Annotated in this window: 16 protein-coding genes; 2 read left to right on the plus strand and 14 right to left on the minus strand. The window is 31.3% G+C overall.

From position 1 onward, the window contains the following. Nucleotides 1-74: 74 nt before the first annotated feature. Nucleotides 75-3,128, minus strand: coding sequence for a CapA family protein (locus U9R23_01015; GenBank protein ID MEA3475018.1), 3,054 nt, complete (start codon nucleotides 3,126-3,128; stop codon nucleotides 75-77). Between the two features lie 66 nt (nucleotides 3,129-3,194). Further along, complete coding sequence (locus tag U9R23_01020; GenBank protein ID MEA3475019.1) at nucleotides 3,195-5,627, minus strand: carboxypeptidase regulatory-like domain-containing protein; 2,433 nt, start codon at nucleotides 5,625-5,627, stop codon at nucleotides 3,195-3,197. Nucleotides 5,628-6,003: 376 nt separating this feature from the next. Between U9R23_01020 and U9R23_01025 the strand changes: the two genes are divergently transcribed. Together U9R23_01025 and U9R23_01030 are read left to right on the plus strand one after the other, a co-directional pair. After that, the gene (locus tag U9R23_01025) at nucleotides 6,004-7,713 is read left to right on the plus strand and encodes a proline--tRNA ligase (protein ID MEA3475020.1); all 1,710 of its coding nucleotides are present in this window, start codon (nucleotides 6,004-6,006) and stop codon (nucleotides 7,711-7,713) included. Between the two features lie 197 nt (nucleotides 7,714-7,910). Next, nucleotides 7,911-8,519 (plus strand): nucleoside triphosphate pyrophosphatase, encoded by a 609-nt coding sequence (locus tag U9R23_01030; protein MEA3475021.1) that lies wholly within the window; start codon nucleotides 7,911-7,913, stop codon nucleotides 8,517-8,519. A gap of 164 nt (nucleotides 8,520-8,683) precedes the next feature. Here U9R23_01030 and U9R23_01035 read toward each other — a convergent pair whose 3' ends face one another. The 12 genes from U9R23_01035 to U9R23_01090 all read right to left on the minus strand — a co-directional run bounded on the left by U9R23_01035 (nucleotide 8,684) and on the right by U9R23_01090 (nucleotide 21,025). Further along, nucleotides 8,684-9,679 (minus strand): DUF814 domain-containing protein, encoded by a 996-nt coding sequence (locus U9R23_01035; protein MEA3475022.1) that lies wholly within the window; start codon nucleotides 9,677-9,679, stop codon nucleotides 8,684-8,686. Between the two features lie 51 nt (nucleotides 9,680-9,730). After that, nucleotides 9,731-10,609 carry a site-specific DNA-methyltransferase gene (locus U9R23_01040; protein MEA3475023.1) on the minus strand — a complete coding sequence of 293 codons (879 nt, stop codon included), beginning with the start codon at nucleotides 10,607-10,609 and terminating at the stop codon, nucleotides 9,731-9,733. Next, nucleotides 10,609-11,391 carry a hypothetical protein gene (locus U9R23_01045; GenBank protein MEA3475024.1) on the minus strand — a complete coding sequence of 261 codons (783 nt, stop codon included), beginning with the start codon at nucleotides 11,389-11,391 and terminating at the stop codon, nucleotides 10,609-10,611. The genes U9R23_01040 and U9R23_01045 overlap by 1 nt, the downstream gene beginning before the upstream one ends. Before the next feature lie 102 nt (nucleotides 11,392-11,493). Then, a complete protein-coding gene (locus U9R23_01050; GenBank protein MEA3475025.1) occupies nucleotides 11,494-12,558 on the minus strand; it encodes a hypothetical protein in 1,065 nt (354 codons plus the stop codon). A 74-nt stretch (nucleotides 12,559-12,632) separates the two neighbouring features. Next, the gene (locus U9R23_01055) at nucleotides 12,633-13,529 is read right to left on the minus strand and encodes a hypothetical protein (GenBank protein MEA3475026.1); all 897 of its coding nucleotides are present in this window, start codon (nucleotides 13,527-13,529) and stop codon (nucleotides 12,633-12,635) included. 3 nt (nucleotides 13,530-13,532) lie between these two features. Then, nucleotides 13,533-14,648: a poly-gamma-glutamate system protein gene (pgsW, locus tag U9R23_01060; protein ID MEA3475027.1), complete on the minus strand. Its 1,116-nt coding sequence runs from the start codon at nucleotides 14,646-14,648 to the stop codon at nucleotides 13,533-13,535. Nucleotides 14,649-14,888: 240 nt separating this feature from the next. Beyond that, nucleotides 14,889-15,338, minus strand: coding sequence for a poly-gamma-glutamate biosynthesis protein PgsC (gene pgsC, locus U9R23_01065; GenBank protein ID MEA3475028.1), 450 nt, complete (start codon nucleotides 15,336-15,338; stop codon nucleotides 14,889-14,891). Further along, the gene (gene pgsB, locus U9R23_01070) at nucleotides 15,331-16,500 is read right to left on the minus strand and encodes a poly-gamma-glutamate synthase PgsB (GenBank protein MEA3475029.1); all 1,170 of its coding nucleotides are present in this window, start codon (nucleotides 16,498-16,500) and stop codon (nucleotides 15,331-15,333) included. Before pgsB ends, pgsC begins: the two co-directional genes overlap by 8 nt. A gap of 55 nt (nucleotides 16,501-16,555) precedes the next feature. Beyond that, the gene (locus U9R23_01075) at nucleotides 16,556-17,299 is read right to left on the minus strand and encodes a tetratricopeptide repeat protein (GenBank protein ID MEA3475030.1); all 744 of its coding nucleotides are present in this window, start codon (nucleotides 17,297-17,299) and stop codon (nucleotides 16,556-16,558) included. Then, the gene (locus U9R23_01080; GenBank protein ID MEA3475031.1) at nucleotides 17,296-19,074 is read right to left on the minus strand and encodes a BatD family protein; all 1,779 of its coding nucleotides are present in this window, start codon (nucleotides 19,072-19,074) and stop codon (nucleotides 17,296-17,298) included. Before U9R23_01080 ends, U9R23_01075 begins: the two co-directional genes overlap by 4 nt. Before the next feature lie 332 nt (nucleotides 19,075-19,406). After that, complete coding sequence (locus U9R23_01085) at nucleotides 19,407-20,138, minus strand: tetratricopeptide repeat protein (protein ID MEA3475032.1); 732 nt, start codon at nucleotides 20,136-20,138, stop codon at nucleotides 19,407-19,409. A gap of 8 nt (nucleotides 20,139-20,146) precedes the next feature. Further along, a complete protein-coding gene (locus tag U9R23_01090; protein ID MEA3475033.1) occupies nucleotides 20,147-21,025 on the minus strand; it encodes a VWA domain-containing protein in 879 nt (292 codons plus the stop codon). Between the last annotated feature and the right edge of the window lie 47 nt (nucleotides 21,026-21,072).

Below are 21,072 nucleotides of genomic sequence, written 5' to 3' on the forward strand. Positions count from 1 at the left end.
TTAATAGTCAAGAAATATTATTTGAAATTATATTTGATATAATTGTTACGGTTAAACTCCTATTACTCAAATAATTATTTTAACAAAATACATTTCTTTGTATCAATAACTTTACTTCCAATTTGTAATTGATAGAAGTAAATCCCGGAACTTATGGATTTGCCATTTTCATCTTTTCCATCCCATTCAATTATAGTCATTGGACATTGGTCATTTATCATTGGAGTAAGAGTTCTTACTAACTGTCCTTTTATATTATAAATTCTTATCTTTGTGTTATTAGCGTCTCTGCGGTAAACAGAAAAGGAAATTGTTGTTGAGCCCCGATTAAATCGGGAACTGAACGGGTTTGGATAGTTTTGGTATAATCTACCATTGGTCTGTTTACTTACAAGGTTATCTTCAATTGAAACATGTGGACCTTCACCATAATTCGTCTCTGTATATGTTACAAGTGCATATTCTTCTTCTGAATCTGTCTTGATTTGAATGTAATAATAATCATTTGGATTTGAAATATTCACAGGGAGATTTATTGGCTGCCATGCTGTCCATTCAATAATACCAACATTGTCAAACCAGGAAAGAGCAACTCCTGCGTCCGGGCAATTGCTGTTTAACCGAATATCAAAAAAATGTGTGCTTGTTGGAAGAGATAATTCATTATGATAGAATGTCCAGTCAGAATCGCCACTAATCCATTCTCCAATATCATCAGAACCAAGATAGTAGGAGCCATATCTGGAATAATAATACCTTATTTCAACAGTCACATCAGTACCATTTTCAGTTTTAATATAACCATATAAAGAATAATTTGTTGTATCTGAATAGCATTTTATTCTTTTCTCAAAATTAGTAATGATATTATCTCCAGAGTCTGGATAGCGTCTATGACAAAGAGACCGATTACCAGCATAAACTTCAGTGCTATCATACCATTCATCTGAACTGTTCACATTCCAGAGTGAGCATCCTTCATCTTCAAAATTTCCAAACCAGATTATTTCCCTTCCAAGACGATATTCCCAATTGTTTGCTGGAGTAATAGAATTAATTGAAGAGATACTTCCATCTTTTTGGAAACGCATTGGATTTGATATCCATATACCATCATTCTCTTCTAATTGAAAATCTTGTTCATATATTTCTGTATTTATTTCCATATTTAATGTATCCAATATAATGTCTGCAGTTATATCTTCTCTATCAACATATAGATAAGTTCCTAAATCTTTTGAGCGTCTCGCAAGATAGTCTAAAATATAAATGCCCAACTCTCCTTGTGCAGGAACAGGAATCCAATCATCAATATAAACGGGGGTAACAGAATATTCGTAAAATCCTGTTTCATTGATTTTAGCATTTAGAACCATTGATGGGAAAGTTTCAGCATAGCTTAGGTCAAAGGCAAAATTTCCCAAAGAATGAGCAATCAATTTTCCATTATATACTTCAAAACCTTGAATAATATGTGGATGATGACAGATAACTAAATCTGCTCCTGAATCAATAGCAAAATGCCTGATTTCAATATCCCACATATGAGGAATATCTATCCGCGGTGTATAATCCTCATCTTCAGCAAAATCTTCAGGATCCCAACCTGCAAACACATTGTATTTATCATAATTACTACCTGGAGATAATGAATACTCGCTCCCTGCATGCATTTCAACAACAATAAGGTCAGCATAATCCTCAACAGCATTTATTTGTTGAGTTATGTAACAAGGCGTCATATAAGCAAAGCCAGGTTTATTATATCCTGCATTAAGATATGGCTGATAATTATTATATTGACCCGTTCTGTCACTTGAAGAAAGAAAGGCAATACTTATACCAGATTTGGAGTAAAAAACTGGCAAATATGCCTCATAAGAATCAGCACCTGCACCAGAAAATACAATATTATTTTCTGCTAAAACATATTGTGTTTCCTGAAGTCCTGGTAGCATATAATCAAGTATATGATTATTTGCTAAAGTGACAACATCAATGCTAGCATAAACCAGACCTGCAACATTTTCAGGAGAGCCTTTAAAATAGATAGGCTTTGTGGGATGATGTACATTATAAGTAGTAAGAGGACACTCCAGATTAGCAACTGTAATATCAGCAGTTTCTCCCAAAATAGACAATGTTGGCTCAAAGATAGCCTCAACTCCATAAGTAGGAATAATTGAATATTCATATCCTCTGGCAAGCATAATATCGCCAACAAAATTCATTGTTACAGGAAAAGTAGTTGGACCTGGGTCAACTTCAATCTGGCAGGTTGCCTGACCCCATAAGTCAGTATCATCTACAACTTCTAACAATACTGTATAAGGATGGTCATCTTGAACTAAAAAAGTATGGAAAGGATTTTGTTCAGTGCTGGTGGAGTCATCACCGAAATTCCAGTAAAACAGATGTTCATCGCTGTCTGGATCAAAAACCTCACCGTAAAATTGAACATCTACATTCCTCTCACCTTTGGAATTTCTATAAATCTTACCAATAGTATAGCTTATCTCAACTTGAGGAGGAATTGGTAAATCATTTGTTATATTTATGATTTCATCAAAATAGACTGTTCCTGTTGGAATGACATCTCTATCATTTACGAAAACTATTCTAGTAATTACAGGCAAATAATCAAACCATGCATACCAATCATCTGCAATCGGAAGTTGATAAATATTCCAGGTCTGCAAAGAAAAATTTCCTTGATACACAGTTACCCATTCCTCAATATTTAGTTCTTCAGAGCCAGCAAAAGAGTAAAACAAAACATTTGTAGAATCCATCACACCAAAACCCTGTATCTCTCCCAGAGTTTGTACATAAACAGAAACCTGCCAGACATCGTCAGAATCAACTACAGTAGGTTCAATCATTTCTATTTTCCAGGTATTTCCGAAAAGTTTAAGTGAGTATGGTGAATCATTATATGTAATAGTTGAATCCAAAGCCCAGTCATCCGGGTCTTCATCTTCTCCTGGATAGGATAGCAGTTCAACTTCGCCATCATCAAAATTCTCAATTATCTCTTCTCGTGAGTTGAAAACCCCAAAAAGATTATATGAAAAACAGAGGATAAAAACAAGGCTGATTAATATAAATAATTTCTTCTTATTATTCATTTTTTAGTTCCTTATATTTGTAGAAATTTAGCCACGAAGATACAAAGTCTGGAGCAAAAAAGAAAACTATTTCATAAGCAGACATTTCTTTGTATCAATTATTTCATCTTCAATTTTAAGTTGATAAAAGTATAAGCCTGAACTTACTAATTTACCATTTTCATCTTTCCCATCCCATTCAATTGTAGTCATCCGCCAGCTGGCGGATTTGCCATTTGTCATTGGTATTAATGTCTTTACAAGCTGACCTTTGGTATTATAGATCTTTATCTCAGTATCATCTATGTTTTTATGGCTAAGAGAAAAAGAGATTGTTGTTGAAGAATTGAAAGGGTTGGGATAGTTTTGGTTTAATTTGGTAGATAGTATTTGAATTTCATCAACTCCTACACTCAATTCAAGATGAATAGGGATAACACTTTGTCCTATATCAGGATTATCCGTATTTACAATAATATCAGCATAATAGTTACCCAATTCTAATCCATCAGTATCTACAGTTACTAATAGTGGAGTAGTAGTGATATGATTAAATGTTCCAGACATTGGCTCTACTGTCAACCAATAAGACATTCCAGGTGTAAGATAAATAATAATATCGGCAATCAATTCTGCTTGAACAATAGGATCAGTAATTGCTGCAAAGGAAGCTGTAGTAAATACTGTTTTGAATATACCTGAATCAAACTGGTTAGCACAGATACCCTGAGGAACTGGATTTGTAATATTGAACAAATCTTCTCCCACATTATCAGTAAACTGGTTTATATATAAGATGTCTTGTACAAAAAAATTATATCCCTCTGCAAGAGAACCATCTACACCTTCTACTGAACCTATAGCAGCTTGGGAAATCAACCAATTATCTTGAACAACACTTCTCATGCCAAGATAATCGTATGGGAATTGTCCTTCAGAGAAATCTCCTGCTGATGGATAGGAAGCCCGTAGATAGTCATGAGCAGAAAGGAATAATGCGCCACCACCTTCAAGATAGACACCAAGATTTATCTCATCATTATCTGTCATACAGTCGTGACCATAGTAACCCCATGATTCACCGCTGAACCAAATAATTACTTCATATTGTTGCATTGTTGCCAAATCAGGTCCATCCTGAGTTAAGTCTGTTATTTCATAATAGGTGTATGCATAGCCTACTACATCAAGAGCTGCCTCGAAGTAAGGCCAAACATCTGTATAACCAGCTGCTGATGAACTTCCATCTCTATCTACACACAAAATGCTCGGTCGTTCCTTTATGACATAATTTATATCTATCGTGAAATCAACAGGTCCCGTACCAGTATTGGAAATGTTTAATGTGTCAATTGCTATATCTCCAATATTGCAAAGCTGGAATTCAAAGCAGGTCGGAGTAAATATAAGTTCTGGAGCAGTCATTATCATATTTAGTATCGTAGTTTGATTAGGAAGGGTTTCAACATCTTCTTCAACCATAACATTATAGTGTTCTAATTCAAAAGTAATATCATATATTCCTGTCATCATAGAATCAATTGAATATTCACCATTTTCATTTGTTAAAACATTGTAATATGGAACTCCTGCTATATTGTCTTCAGCATGCACAGAAACATTTTCAAGAGGATTACCAGAATTATCTGTAACTGTTCCTTGCAATGTTCCATAATCAGGATATATTAAATAATGAAACCATACCATATAAATATACCAGTAATTAAAATTGAATGTATCTTCACCATGTGAACGGAACTTCAATTGAATTGTCTCTCCTGCAAATTGATCCATATTTGTGTATACCCAATCAGTTCCACCTGAAGAACCCCAGTCATCGTTTTCATCCAAATCCCACTCAAATATCATTGTCTCCTGTCCATCATGAATTATCCATATTTCCATCACTTCGCTTGAATCTACACTATAATCATTTATATACATACTTATTGTTAAATCAAATATATGAGTTGAATCTTGAGGTAAAACAAATTGTGGAGATATCAAAGACATATCATAATTGGGTACTGAGGGTGACCAGTTTAATTTTGCTGCTTCGTAATCAGAATCCCATTCCCAATTATTAGGACTCACAGGATATGTTGTCCAGCCTGTTAAATGCCAATCAACATAAAAAAATTCAGGTTCAGGACCAAAACCATAGGGTGTTGCTGTACAAGTATCTGATGGTTCTGATTCACCTTCAGAATATACTGCTGTTACCCAATATGTATATTCAACACATACATATACCATATAATCGTGATATGGGTTTTGAGTATTATCAAAGAAGAAATATCTACCAATATCACTTCGATAAAGATTATATCCAATTAGTGTATAAGTAGATTGAGAAGGTTCATTCCAAGATAGATTATTATGATAAAGACTACCCCAAGCCATAAAATTGATTGGTGGAGGGAAAATGGTATCTTTAATAGCAATATTTGTCTCCGCAAAAGAGAATTTTGACCCTATTAATATAATTACAATAAAAAAGAATAATATTTTCTTTTTCATCATAAGCCTCCCTTTTTCTTTTAATTATTTCTTAAATATTTATATTTTATAGTCAAGAAATATTATTTTTAATTTTATGTGATATATTTGTTATGGTTAAATTCCTATTACTCAAATTACTATTTTAAAAATATACATTTCTTTGTATCAATTATTTCATCTTAAATTTTAAGTTGATAAAAGTATAAGCCTGAACTTACTAATTTACCATTTTCATCCTTATCATCCCTGGAAACTTTTTTAATTTTGAATTTTTAACTGTTTAACAGATTTATTTTCGTAATTCTTCCACATGTCGGGCTATGAGTATCGCATTTCTTGACACCAATTTTAATTAAGATGATTTATGCTTAATAATATTAAATTGGAGGTATTAATGCGATTTTCCAAAGCATTCATTCCTACTCTTAAAGAGAATCCTGCAGAGGCTGAAATTCCCAGCCATAGATTGATGATTCGCAGTGGAATGCTTCGCAAATTAGGTTCTGGAATATATTCTTATCTGCCATTATCACAGAAAGTTATACATAAGATTGAAAGAATTGTGCGAGAAGAACTTGATAAAATTGGGTGTGAAGAGATACTTATGCCAGTTTTGCATCCAAAAGAGATTTGGGAACAATCTGGTAGATGGAATGTTTATGGACCAGAATTAATGCGAATGAAAGATAGACACAACCGAGAATTCGCTCTTGGACCCACGCATGAGGAAGTAATTACTATTCTCGCAAAAAACGAAATAAAATCTTATAAAGAATTACCTATAAATTTATATCAAATTCAGACAAAATTTCGTGACGAAATCCGCCCTCGTTTTGGTATAATGCGTGCTCGTGAATTCATTATGAAGGATGCGTATAGTTTTCATAAGGATAAAGAATGCTTGCTGAAAACTTATGATGAAATGCACAAAGCCTATACACAAATTTTTGAAAGATGTGGTTTAAAAACTGTTGCTGTTGAAGCTGATGTTGGCCCAATTGGAGGGTCGCTTTCTCATGAATTTATGGTTCTGGCTGAAACTGGTGAATCTGAAGTTTTACATTGCAAATGTGGGTACGCTGCAACAAAAGAAAATTGCAAGATCGCTCCTTTGAAAGATAATCCAAACGAAGAAATTAAAAATCTTGAAAAAGTTCACACTCCAAATAAGAAATCAGCAGATGAAGTCAGTAAATTTCTTAAGATTGATAAAAAACAGCTTATTAAAACAATTATATATAAATCTAATGATAAGTTTGTCGCTATTCTAATACGAGGTGATAGAGAAATAAATGATGTAAAGGTCGCTAATTTTCTACAATCAAACAAGTTGGATTTTGCCACAGAAGAAGAAATTGCAAAATATACAAATTCTACTTCAGGATTTGTTGGTCCTGTAGGTCAAAAAAATATTCAAATTTATGCTGATAATAATCTAAGAAATATGAAAAATATGATTACAGGAGCAGATGAAAAGGATTATCATTACAAAAATGTAAACCTTGAAAGGGATACAAAAATAAGCGAATACTCTGATTTTATCCTTGCAAAAAAGGGTGATCCCTGTCCTAAATGTGGTAAACCTATGACATCCTTTCGTGGCATTGAAGTGGGACAAATATTCCAACTCGGAGATAAATACAGTAAAGCAATGAATGCCACTTATACAGCGGAAAATGGAGATGCTGTCCCCTATCAAATGGGTTGTTACGGAATAGGAACTACTCGCACAATGGCTGCTGCAATTGAACAAAACTATGACAAGGATGGCATCATCTGGCCTATTTCAATCGCTCCGTATCAAGTGGAATTGATAAATCTTACCACTGAAGATAAAAAGATAACAAAATTTTGCGATACCCTTTATCAAAAAATCCAAAATATTAATATTGAGATTCTTTTTGATGACAGAGATGTAAGCCCTGGTATCAAATTCAAAGAAGCAGATTTGATTGGAATACCAATCCAGATAATTGTTGGTCAGAAAAATTTTAAATATAAAAAAGTTGAGTTCAAAATTAGAAAAACGGAAGAAAGGATAATTTGCAATTTTGAAGAAATAGAAGATACGCTAAAGGAAATTATAGACAAGTTAATTGGTTGAACTGGTTAAACTAGTTAAATTGGTTGAATTAGTTCACCCCGTTAGATATTTATGTTTTTATATAAATATTATACTATCAGCTTCATCCTTCATAGTACTACGGAGAACGGGCAATTGGTGGATATAAAAAAGAGTTATAAATTTTTTTATAAATTATCTAACGGGGTAAATTGGTAAATCGGTAAATTTAGGGACAAATGCTTCACAATCTATTAAAAAACGAGGATATTATTCTGGCTTCAAAATCTCCAAGAAGAGCATTTCTTCTCCATCAAATTGGTCTTAAATTTTGTCAAATATCTTCGGATATTGAGGAAGTAGAAAATAGAATGTCTCCAGAAGACTTTGTTACTTATTATTCAATGAGAAAAGCAGACAAAGTTTTTAAAACACATCCAAATTCTTTTGTAATCGGAGTTGATACTATTGTATTGATTGATAATAAAATATTAGGAAAACCGAAAAATCGCAAAGCAGCTAAAAAATTTTTACAAAACCTTTCCGGGAATTGTCATATTGTATTAAGTGGTATTTCAATATGCACAAGAAGGCAAAAGATATCAAATATTGAAAGGACTAAAGTATATTTCAACAAAATCTCAGAATCTGATATAGAAGAATATTTAAATACAAATGAACCTATGGATAAAGCAGGGGCTTATGGAATTCAAGGATTTGGAAGCCAGTTTATAAATAAGATTGAAGGTTGCTATTTTAATGTAATGGGTTTTCCAATTCCACTTTTTTATAAGATGTGCAACCGCCTGATCCGTTCAGGCTACCCAATTTCATCGGACGAAGGGTGAATCGGGACATTACAAAATTAAATCATTTGTATAATATTTTTGTTATGCTACTTTGAAAGATTGTCCTAAGGGTTGAAAGTTTTTTACTTCTTGTCGCTCTAATTTTGCTTTTACAAAATGTAAATCATTTGTACCAAATTAAGACGCAAGTGAGGACACTTGCTCTACAATATCAAATATTTCTTCTCTAAACCCTCTGCCAACTTCTTTGCTTCAATTATCTTATAATATGTTTTGCCTATACTTATTTTTACATTACTTCTGTCTCTAATTTTTGTTATATACCTTAAGAGAATTTGTGCAGATAATTTAATTTCGTCAATGTTCAACTCTTGTTTACAATTTATCACCCCAAGAGGTCCTGGAAATCTTTCAGCTTTTAAGGTTAATAAATCATCTGTAATTAAATTGTTTAGTTTTTCATTATCACTTTTTTTGCGTCCTAAAATCAATTTTGTGTTTTCAGAAATACGAAAATGTCTGCCTACATTTAGAAATTTTATATATTTCAAGGAAAACATATCATAACTTATTAAATCCTGTAAACGTTTGCAATAACCCTCATCAGTCAGAAGACATCCTCCAGCAGGAGATGGGTAATTAGTAATCTTAAATTCTTTTGCCAGTTCAATCTGTATTTTTCTACTTTTGCCTTGAATATCGTATAATTCTTCTTTGTTAATCCAGCCTTCCCTAATAGGTTTTGTATCTTGAAGAAGCTTTTGCGAAAGAGGTCTAATTATCAAATCTTTATATTCACAAAGTTTATCAACAGAATTTAAACCTGCAATAGATTGAGACTTTGGTCTTTGCCCCAATACTTCACCTGAAATCATAAAATCTGCATTATATTCTTTTAGCATATCTCCTAATTTATTAAACATATATGCGTGACAATCTATGCAAGGATTTAAGTTTTTCCCATAACTATATTTTGGGCTTTTAATGATATTTAGATATTCCTCTTCCAACTCTCTGATTTGCAATTTCAGCCCCAGCATTTCTGCGGATTTCTCTGCTTTTTTACAATCAAAAAAAGGTGATTCAAAACAAATCGGGATAACTTTGATGCCTTGCTGTTGAACAATTTTTGCGGCTAAAATACTATCTAATCCACCAGAGAATAGGGATAAAGTGGTATAGGATTTTTTATCTTTCATTAGGTGTAATTTTTTTAGAAATATATTAAAAATTTATAAGTTATTTTTCACTTATAAGTTTTTTTTGTTTGTGCGATATTTTGCTTGTTTTTCAAGAAAAGTGGGTTGGGCATGGACATTTTTAACTTCATATTCTTTCGTCTTTAATCTATACTTCTCTTCAATACCACCTTTATTTATTCTATCAAGAATTAGTTTATAATATTTTTCATCGATTTCAGCAGAAATGTATTGTCTATGAAGATTCTTGCATATTTCAATTTCAGAACCACTTCCACCAAAAAGTACTAAAACAATATCATTGTGCATTGTGCAAGATTTGATTAACATTTCAGAAAGCCTTTGTGGAATCTGGCAAACATGAAAGGTTTTCTCTTTACTGACATTTTTAACTAAATCAAAATAGAACCAGTCGTATGGCATTCTCCCTTTAGAACCGTTTGCTAAATTCTTCAAGATTCGCTTATCTGTAGGATTTTTATAAGGAACTGCTACATTCTCTTTGTAAAATTTACTGTTTTTTGTTTTACGACAATGAAGTATACTTCTATGGGCTGTTGTAAAACGCTTTGGGGTGTGTCCAACATTAGTATTGTATGCCCAGACATAATCGGAGACCTCATAGCACGCTTTATCCAAATATTTTACCCTTAAATAAGCGTTCTGTTTAGGATAATTTATTAAAAACATATTCCCTGTATCTTTTAATACTCTCAGAGATTCTTTTGCCAACTCAATATACCATTCAATATACTCATCAAAACTTTTTGTATAAGACTTGTCACCATACTTTATACCAACATTATAATCAGGATCACCATAAACCATATCAATGCTTTTATCTGGTAAATCTTTCAAAAGATCCATTATGTCACCTAAGAATACTCTATCTAAGTAGTTTTTTATCGTTTTAGAATTTTCATTAGCCATTACAAGTACCTTTTGATAAGATTATACTGAGCATTTCTCAAAAATTTTATTGAGCCAATATTGTTTTCATCTGCAAAACTATAGTTATAAAGTCTAAATATTGAACTCCCCTTTTCCTTTTTTCTCAGTACATAGCAACAAGTAATTTGTTTTATATCCAATTTCTTTTCTTTCTTTAATATAGAATAATATTTGAAAGGATGAAATAACTGATAAACCGCAAAATTGTCAGGGAATCCATTTTTCCCTTCAAAAATTGTTATCACTCCTCCAAGTTCCATTGTTAAATCTATTTCCATCTGAAGACTCTGTGCCATAATTTCTTCATTACCTACACAATAGGATAAACCTATCTTTGTCCGCCTAGCGTTATAGACCTTCGGATTGGCTACTATATCTTCGTAAAGAAAATCATGTATTATTCTCTGATTACTAGCTACTGATAATATATTTGATTCACTTTTATCAAACTCATTTAATAAACTTTTGCGATATTTCCAATCAAAGATATTATCCTTGCTGATTGCTTCAAAGAGATGAAATCCATTTTTTATACCCTTTATAAATTTATGCCTCCCCTTTCCTAAATGTAAAATAAAATAATCTTCATCTAATAAAATCCGTGGAAATTTTGAAGTATCATCAAGTTTTGTTACATCAAAGGGATTACCAAATCCATATTTTTTACATACCTGTTTTACTAGTCCATTATCAAAAACAAAGTTGCTTTTCAGCTTGCATATTTTAAATATCTCTATTATTACATCCTGTTTTCTTCCCATATTATTAATCTCCTATTTAACAGTATCATCTCATAAATTTTGTTAAGAATTACTATTTTTCTTATTACTAAAAAAGCTAATCTATTTTCTGTCAAGGATTTCCTAATCAAAATTAATTTTAATTCCAAACCCGACTTTCTTTACAGAATATTCCTTTTCGTCTGACACAAAATTTCCAGCAGGTGCAGAAACATTTCTTGTTTCAAAATTGTAAAAAACTTTTATATCAAAAATAAAAAAGAAGGGATAAATAAGACTGCCTTCAAACTTGAATATGTTATCTTTTCTGCCAGAATGATACGGATCTGTAGAAGGTAAGTATTTAGATTGAAAAAATCTATTCTCAAATTCAAGTGATATAAATAATCTTAAATCTTTTGCAAAATCAAGACTTTTTATTGGAATAGTGATTGCACCATAATAAATATCAGATTCATAAGATGGGTCTCTTATTTCATTCATGCCTGTAATATCATCAAAAGCTTTATCTGCCTGTGCAAGCGATTGTTTGTAAGAGTATCTAAACTTTAATCTAAGATTCTCATAAGGAAAAATTGTAACTGCAAGTAAGTTCTTAAAATCATCTGAATCGTATTCACCAAAATATTTGTTATAATAATTCTGTGAATATTCAAACTGATACCCAAAATGAATTAAATATATCAATTTTAAATTCAAACCAGAACGATAAATATTCTTTGAATATGAAAATTTTCTATAAATATTTTCATCGTCAAGTAGGCTATTATAATGGTTTATATAAATATGTGGAAAATAAAGGTATTTGAGTAAAATATTAAAATTTCGGCTGAAATATTGTTTTAGCTCTGCACCAAAATAGTGATAATTTTTTATGCTGTTATTCCAGAATTTGTTATACTTAAAAATTATCCTATCAATTTGTGTATGTCCTGTAATTAATCTGTGTTTAATTCCCAATTCGTGTCTAACAGATGTAACAATATCATCCACAGAGTTAATATGGAATTTGGCAGGATTTACGGAATGTTTGAAATCGTCAATGCTTTTTGACGAAAGTTTTATTATGTTGCTGTCGTAATAATTTTCTATTTCAATTTTGTTGAGCAGAGAAATATTGTTGAACTCTGCAAAGGAAGGTTCAGATATTGCAATAAAAAAAAATAAGAAAAGAACTCTCTTTATCATTCTTCTGTCACTCCACCCGTGCGTCTCGTTCCCAACGCCCTCGTTGGGAACGGAGAAGGAAGGAATTACATTTTTCATTCTTGTATCACTCCCACTGCTGATTTGTTTATATAAAATCTGAAAATCAACTCACGATTTGCGTCACAATCCTTAATAATAATATGATGCATTCCTTTAGAAAACTTAATAATATTCACATCTCCACTTGAAGGTATCTTATCTTTATAATCTGCAAAAACTGCTTTAGCAGATTTATGGGCTTCTTCCTGAAAAATAGTTAACAATTTTCCATTGTCATACAATTCAAACCGATAATTATATTTCTTCACAATTGGATTATCAAAAACTAAACGACTAATAATTTTTAACAAAACAGGACCTTCAAGGAGTAATCTTATCTCACTTGATTTTGGAATATAATATGTATATTCTTTTTCATTAATAAGCAAAACTCTTACATCATAACTATTCTGTGGACTTATAGCAATATACTCATTTTCAATATTTTTTGTTCTTATTGTGTTATCACGAATCTTAATAAGTAATTGTTGATTTGAAATATTTTTTATAACAATATTATTGATATCTTTATCAGATTTGAATACATATTTATTAAAGGTTGAGATTTTTTCACCTTCTAATCCTCTGGATACATCACTAACTCTGGCAGATTTTTCAACCTTCTTTTCTTCGCTATTGATAATGAATAGATACTTATAACTCAGTTTGTAATCTTCTTCTAAAATTAGCCTTGAATATATTCGTAAACTATCTATATTTGAAGTTCTTATCTTTATTTCTTCTTCTGGAAGTATAAGAAAGTATTTTATAATTTTTCTTACTTTTGAATTGAAGATTAAAAATTCGTCTGCAGTCTTTACATAATTAATTTTTGAAGCATTATTTTTTGCAAGAACAATATTAAACATTAGGATAGCAAAAATCAATATAACTATAAATTTATTTTTCATGGACTAATCCTTGTTTGAAATATTAATTTCCTTTTCTGTAAATTTTTGCTGTTTGTGGTCAAAAAAGATTACAATTAAGATTAATATTACCATAATAGCAAGTGAAATTGCGGTAATAGTGATATTGTAATGTTCTTCCACAAAAACTTTTCCAATTCCGGGTTTAGGTAAAGGAACTGGTGCAATTGGTAAGTCATATATTTCAGCGATTTTAGGAATATCAAGTAAATGGAGAATGGGAACTCCTTTTTCAGCAAAAAGAAACATTGTTCCCTTTACAGGAATATTTTTTGTAGAAACATGCCTATGCAGACCAGGTGATAAAAGTTTGCCATTTATTGCATCACCAAGACTTGACAATCCACCACCGATGTTTACATATAATTTAATCTCATTATTTGAATAATTTGAAAATAGTGACATTTTTTCTTCAATATTTTTTTCAAGGCTATTTTCTTTTATAAATTGAATATTATTTCTTTTAATTGCTTTTATTATCAAATCTCTGCCGACTTTGCTTAATCCTCTTCCTAAATCTCTTCCTCCACCAAGAGAAGCTGCTATACTTTTATATTGGAAAATACCTTTATTATAAAGTAATGACTCAATATCTAACCATGTAAAATCCGGGTCAGTTGTGCCAAACATAGAAGCTCCCACTGAGTTTATAATAACTAAATCTAAATCCAATACTTTGGCAGCACTCATCACTGCAATGTTTAAAGCAGGCATAGAGCCTGTGCAACTGACTGCAACCAAATCGCCCTTTTTCAATTTTGCCTTTTTAAAATAATCAACTATTACAGCAGCAAAATTTGGATTTAGTGTTGTTAGCTTTGCCAGTAAACTTCCCCTATCCGTTGTTATCTCAGTTTCTTTCTCTCCAATTAAAGCTGTCTTATTTGGGTCATTCTGCTCATCAATAAATATATTCTGATTCAACCGATATTTGCGGATTATTTCTTCAGATTCTTTCATTAATTTTGCAGAAGCAAGCTTTTCCTCAAAATACTTTTCTTTAATAAATACACGACTTTTGAAAGACCAAATGAATAGAATTATTGCTATGAGCAAAAGAATTATTAAACTTAGTTTTGATTTTGCACTTGGAATAAACATCTTACTCCTATGAATTATTTGGTATCTGCTCGTAAATTGTAGAGTCCCGATGATATCGGGATCTCAATTGCTCTAAATATCATTTTAATTTAGTACAATTTATCGCAAATGAAGACATTTGCATTACAAATACCCAAAAAGGACTTTACGGACAGACACTATTCAGCCACGAGTTAATACAGAAATTTTCTAAATATTATGTTAAACACTTAGTGGTCTTTGTGCTCTTTGTGTTTCAACTTAGCTAATCATTTTCCCGCCAAAAACAATTATTAATATAAATCTTACTATTACTGCAGCAATACCCATCACAGTTAGAGTAGGGACAATTCCCTGTCTGTCCATTGAATTTGCAATTAATCCTGGAATGATATAACCAATAACCTGAATCGTATAATTACTCGGTAATGTAAAAAACAATCCATATGAACGTGCTACCCATCCAAATATAAAACCCAGGAGAACAGAGATCACCATCCGCCTTCTTCCATAAATAAACATAAATGAACCAAGCAATTTAACAACTCCATAAACAATAAAACTGATCAGTAAAGTTGCAAAGATAGTCCACGGCTGATGAAGATACATTGCAATATAACCGCATACAACTATTCCGCCAGCGGCAACCCCAAAAGTTTCTAAAAAGAAAAGGCTGATAATTACCCCAAAACCAACCGAGACTTCAAACATATAAATCTCCCTTTTCACTGAAATATTTTACTATAATTCTGCCATTTCCGCCAATATTTCCAATCCCAATTAATAATATTTTTCTTGATCTAACCTTTAATACTTGTTTGATAAGATTTTCTCCCTCAATCCAGCCAGGATTACAAATTTTGTCTGAATAAATTTTGTGCTTTAAAGCATAGGATTTTATTCTTGAAGTTTCCTCGCCAATCAAATAAAGCATATCAAATTCAATTTCACTAAGCATCTTAATCAACTGTTTTGAACGGAACATTCGGTCAGCGCGAGTATTTAATATAATTCCAGTATATTCAATATCTATATCCATATTTTTTATGTAATTCATAACAAACTTCGTTGATTCAGGATCGTTGGCAGCAAAAGAATGAGCAAAATAGATTTCCTTGGTTTTATCCTTTAACAAAAATAATTTTGTAGCTCCAATATCTGGATTGACTTTTTTCATACCATTCAGAGCAATCTCTTTTTTTACGCCACAACTTTCACAAACCTTCAAAGACAAAGCTACATTCTCCTTATGTTCAATATAAGAAAATCCTTTCATTTCATCATCTGTTATACTATTGCTTTTCATAAGTTGTATGTTAATGTCTTGCTTATCGGAAATCTGTTTCATAAAAGGAAATAGCTTCTGCTCGGATGTAAAAGCCTTTCCATTTTTAGGTAATGTATTACATATTGATTTTGCAACATTTTTTATGCCTGGTCCCATCACATCAAGATGATCAGGTCTTATATTGGTAATCACCCCAATATCGGATTTGGTCATCTTCTGTTCAGTTATCCATTGATATTCAGGATTAATTGCCATACATTCAAGAACCAATGCATTTATATTTCTTTTAGAAGCAAATCTGAATATCTTTAATTGTTCCCTAATATTTGCACCAAAGTATCTGACAATAGGAATTTCATTTCCATTCTCTAAAATTATTCGTGGCGCAGAACCAGTAGTTTTTGCAATTGTTTTTATGTCTCCTGCTCGTAAACCTGCTGCTATCAACCTTGTAACACTTGATTTTCCACGAGTGCCATTTACATGAATCACCAGAGGAATTCTTCCTCTATATTTTTGATGACGCCTGTATTCAAAAATGGCATAGATTATAAATATTACCAGACTGATTGCTAATATAAGCATAGGACTTTACATTAATATTTAGATTCTATGTCTATTTATAATTAGACACAAAATTTCATATAATTTTTATTCTATCTTTCTCAATCCATCCACCGTTTCCAGATTGTAGTTTTATTAGAACCCAATTTTTATCAAATCTCTCAATCTTAATTTTTAATCCCTCATGTATAGTAAAAACCTGTTGAAAGTCTTTACTGGGTCCACTATATGCAAAAACTGTTTCATCAATGATTACTGCGAAATCTTTGTTATGAAATTCATGCAATCTTGCAACAGTAAATATTAAAAATATCATAAAAAGGATTGAAAGAATGACCATAAAAACTTTTATAACTCTTTTTGTTGACGATTTATTAGCTAAAATTACAAGTACAATCGTAAACATTATTAAAATGAAACATATCAATACAAAGATTGCAAGCATATTTATTGAAAGAAAGTAATACATTTTTTTTAAAATATGCGACAAAAAAGTTTCTTTAGTTTCTTCCTTATCTTTAAGTCTTGATTTTAATAATTCTAAATTAAAAATAAGGTCCTTGTCTAAAGGTCTAAATTTCAATGCTTTTTCATAAAATAATCTTGCAAAACCATAATTTTCAAGCTTAAAATAAGTATTACCTAAATTATAGAACAGATTAAAATTCTTTATCCCTTTTTTCACCAATTCTTCATAAGAATCTCTTGCTTTTTCATATTCCTGATTTTGATATGCGTTGTTAGCTTTTGAAATGTCATATCCGGCAAGTAGTTGCAAATTAATAAAAAATAAAATAATTAACAAAATTACCTTTTTCACTTATTTCTCCTAAACTTCATTTTGCTAATTCTGTGAATTATATCATCCAGATTAGTTAATTCCTCTCTGATTTTTTCTTCATTATATTTACTTCCACCAAAACGAGCTTGGTCTGTCATAACTAAAAAATTTTTAACATCATTGATAAGCCCTTTATCCACACCTTTATTATGGAGAACCTCAACAATGTCTTTTATCTTTGCACTTCCTGATGAAATATTAAATTTATTAGCGATATAATTTTTTAAAGCATTTTCAGCTAACACAAAAAATTTGTCTACTTTTTGCTCTGATATACTCTTTTTAACTTTTACCATATCTTTTTGTAGAATTCTGTTTGCCATTCTTCTCATAAGATACGCTCTATCTTGAAATCTCTTTTTTCTTTCTAAATGGTATATATACGCAAATAAAATACTTAACAAAGACATAAATACTGGTAACCAATAAACAAAATGTTGAAAAACAAAGGGAAAATCCTTTATACTATTTTCTGTTCTAATAAAACAAATATCTAATCCTTGAATATCAATCCCTTCAGGAGTTCTATAATATTCCTTACCAACTATTTTATTACCCGCTTGCACATTGAATTTCAGCATATCAGTTGATATTCTCTTATACTGTTTTTGCTCTGGTTCAAAGTAAGAAAATTTCAATTCTGGAATTTTGTAATCACCGGGTTCAATCGGAATAAGTATATATTTTATAATTTTTTTCCCCTGAGTTTTGTGGGAATCAGTTAGTATGTCAGAAATTTCAGGTGGAAAAGTATCAATATTGTTTATTTTTGGGAAAGAAGAAGGTTCAAACATCTTTATATTTCCTTTTCCTGAAATTGTAACTGTCAAAGTAATAGATTCACCAGCTTTGACTTGTGTAGTGTTAAGATTTGAATTAATATGAAATTCTCCAACAGCTCCAGAAAAGTCTGGAGGCTGGTTTCGTATCGGAAAGCCCTTTGAGTCTATAATAAGTTTATTAGACCTTACATTAACCCTTTTTGTTGTGCCGAAGTCAAAAAAACTTTTGGGCTGAACTTTGTATGCACAAATCAATTCCATAGGTTTAATATGAAATTTTTCTGAATGAGTTGGAAACAATGTAAACTCACTAATTTTGTAGCAATAATATTGTAAACCATTTTTTACTTCAAGATGATACGAAATAGATTGTGCTTGATATGTTTCCTCTTTTATGAATCCTGAAAATTCAGGGAATTGTTCTGCATTTATCCCAACAAGATTTTTTCTGCTATACAATTTATAAGTAACAATTATAGATTCGCCAATATAAGCAACTTTTTTGCTACATACAGCTTCTAAAAATATCTCTCTCCCTGTCCCTTTTGGTGAGGTTACCTTTTGTTCAATATCAAATTTTGAAGGTTTAATTTTAACCTTTATAGTTTTTGTATGATATTCTTTATTTTTATATTTTATAAGGATTGGAGGTATGGTAAATTCACCAGTCTTTAATGGTCTTAAAGTATAAATAAATTTTTTTGAGAGACTTTTACTATACTTACCATTTATAAATTCAATTGAAGTAGAACTTGAGGAAGATTGGCTAACCACCTCAAATTGCGTTAATTGCGGAATGGTTGGTTCGGTCTTAATATCCTTTTCAGATTCAATTTCTATCGTCAAAATTAAGTTATCATCTATACTTAATTCAGTCTTATCTACATACGAGGAAACGGTTATTTCATCGCTTTTTGCAAATGCAGATGAGAAAATAAAAACAAAAATAACAATAAATAATACCTTTTTCATCTGAAAATACCTCACCGCAGACCTGCCCGCCGCACAAGGCTTTGGCAGGCGGGGACACAGAGAACACAGAGATAATTTCTATTTCTTTTTTAACCTCTCATTCCCAAGCCCTCCCCAATCCGAGGAGTCGTCATGGACCACTCCATGACGAACTTAAAACCAACCACTAAATATCTTTTCCAAAGGATCTGCCCGGCTGGTATGAAATGTCAGGGAATGGTCCGTTCTTCGTAGTCCCGATAAATCGGGACGAAGGATGAATCCCTGACAGCGCATAAATTTTCACTCTCCTTTGAGTTCCGACAAGTCGGAATTGACATGTATGTTTCATATTACCAATTTTTTTCAACAGGTTTGATTTTAGTTTTCTTTAACAATTGTTTCACTTTTTTCTTTTGGTTCTCTTTTTCCACTCGTTGCATAGCATCAAGTATTCTTTCTGCCTGCTTTAATTTTTCTTCTGACGCCTTTTGCTGTTGTTCCTGTTGTTTTTTATCTTCTCTTTTCTGCTGTTGTGGCTGCTTCTCTTGAGACTGGTCTTTTTGCTGTTCCGACTTTTGCTTTTGTTTCTGATGTTGTTCTTTCTTACTCTTATCAGATTTTTGTTTCTTATTCTGATTCTGCTGTTGCTGTTGTTTCTGAAGAAATCGCTTTGTTAGTTCATAGTTATATTTTGCATCTGCATTATCAGGATTATCTAAAAGAGAATTTTTGTAATTTTCTAATGCCTTAACATAAGCATGTTTTTGGAAATATGCGTTACCAATATTGTAATATACATTTGATTTATCAATTTTTTCATCTGTCATACTATTTTTATATTCAGTAATGGCTTTATCATATTCCTTATCTTTATAATACGCATTGCCCAGGTTGAAATGAATATTTGTATCATCTGGATATTCAATACTATTCTCTTTATGCAATTTTTTAGCCATTTCAACTTCTTCTTCATTATATTTACGGTTCGCTTTATTATTTTTTATCACTTTACCATAATTTAGAGCAAGTAATTGATTAGCAATTATACAAAAGAGAAGAATCAAAATTAATCTTTTTTTCATACTTTTCCTCAACTTTTTTTTCTTTCCAGAACAAAAAACTCAATCATCAAAAGTATCAAAGCAATAAAAACGAAGTAGCGATATTGTTCCTTATATTGCGAAAATTTTTTTGTGGAAATTTTCTCCTCTTCCAACTTATTAATATCGGATAATATTTCTTTTATTTCACCTTCCCCAGCAGATACTTGGAAGAATAAACCACCAGTTTTTTGGGCAATCATCTCCAGATTTGATGCATCTAATTTAGATAACACAATATTGTTATCTTTATTTTTTAAGTAAACTTTTTTAGCGTGGGATTCCGTCTGAATAGGGATGGGTGCGCCTTTTTGAGTTCCTACACCAATAGTATAAATTATTATATTATGGTCTTTAGCTTCTTTAATCTTTGATTTGAAATCGCCCTGTAGGTTCTCTCCATCGGTAATTAGAACAATTACTTTATTTTGAGTTTCTTTTGAAAAAAGTGGTATAGATTTATCAATTGCTGAAGCAATATCTGTACCTTCATGAGGAATAATTCCAACATCTATCACAGAAGCAAACATCTCAAGAGCAGAATAATCAGATGTTAAAGGACACTGAATAAAACTATCTCCTGCGAATAAAACCAATCCAACTCTGTCACCACTCAATTGATGAAGAAAAGTAATAAAAGCATTTTTTGCTCTTTGAATACGATTAGGAGATAAATCTTCTGCAAGCATACTTTTGGATACATCTATTGCTACGATAATATCTAATCCTTTTTCCTCAAAAATTTGCAATTTCCTCCCCCATTGCGGTCTTGCCGCTGCAAATATCAACAAAACTAAAACAATTATCAAAAGCACATCTTTAAAACTTCTGGATATATGTGAAATATTTAACAACAATTTTTTTTGCATTTTTGAGGACAAGAATCGTGAAAGTAATCTCATTCTTTTCTTAGCAG

It is taken from the genome of Candidatus Cloacimonadota bacterium, assembly GCA_034722995.1.
In the GTDB taxonomy this organism is placed as follows: domain Bacteria; phylum Cloacimonadota; class Cloacimonadia; order JGIOTU-2; family JGIOTU-2; genus JAGMCF01.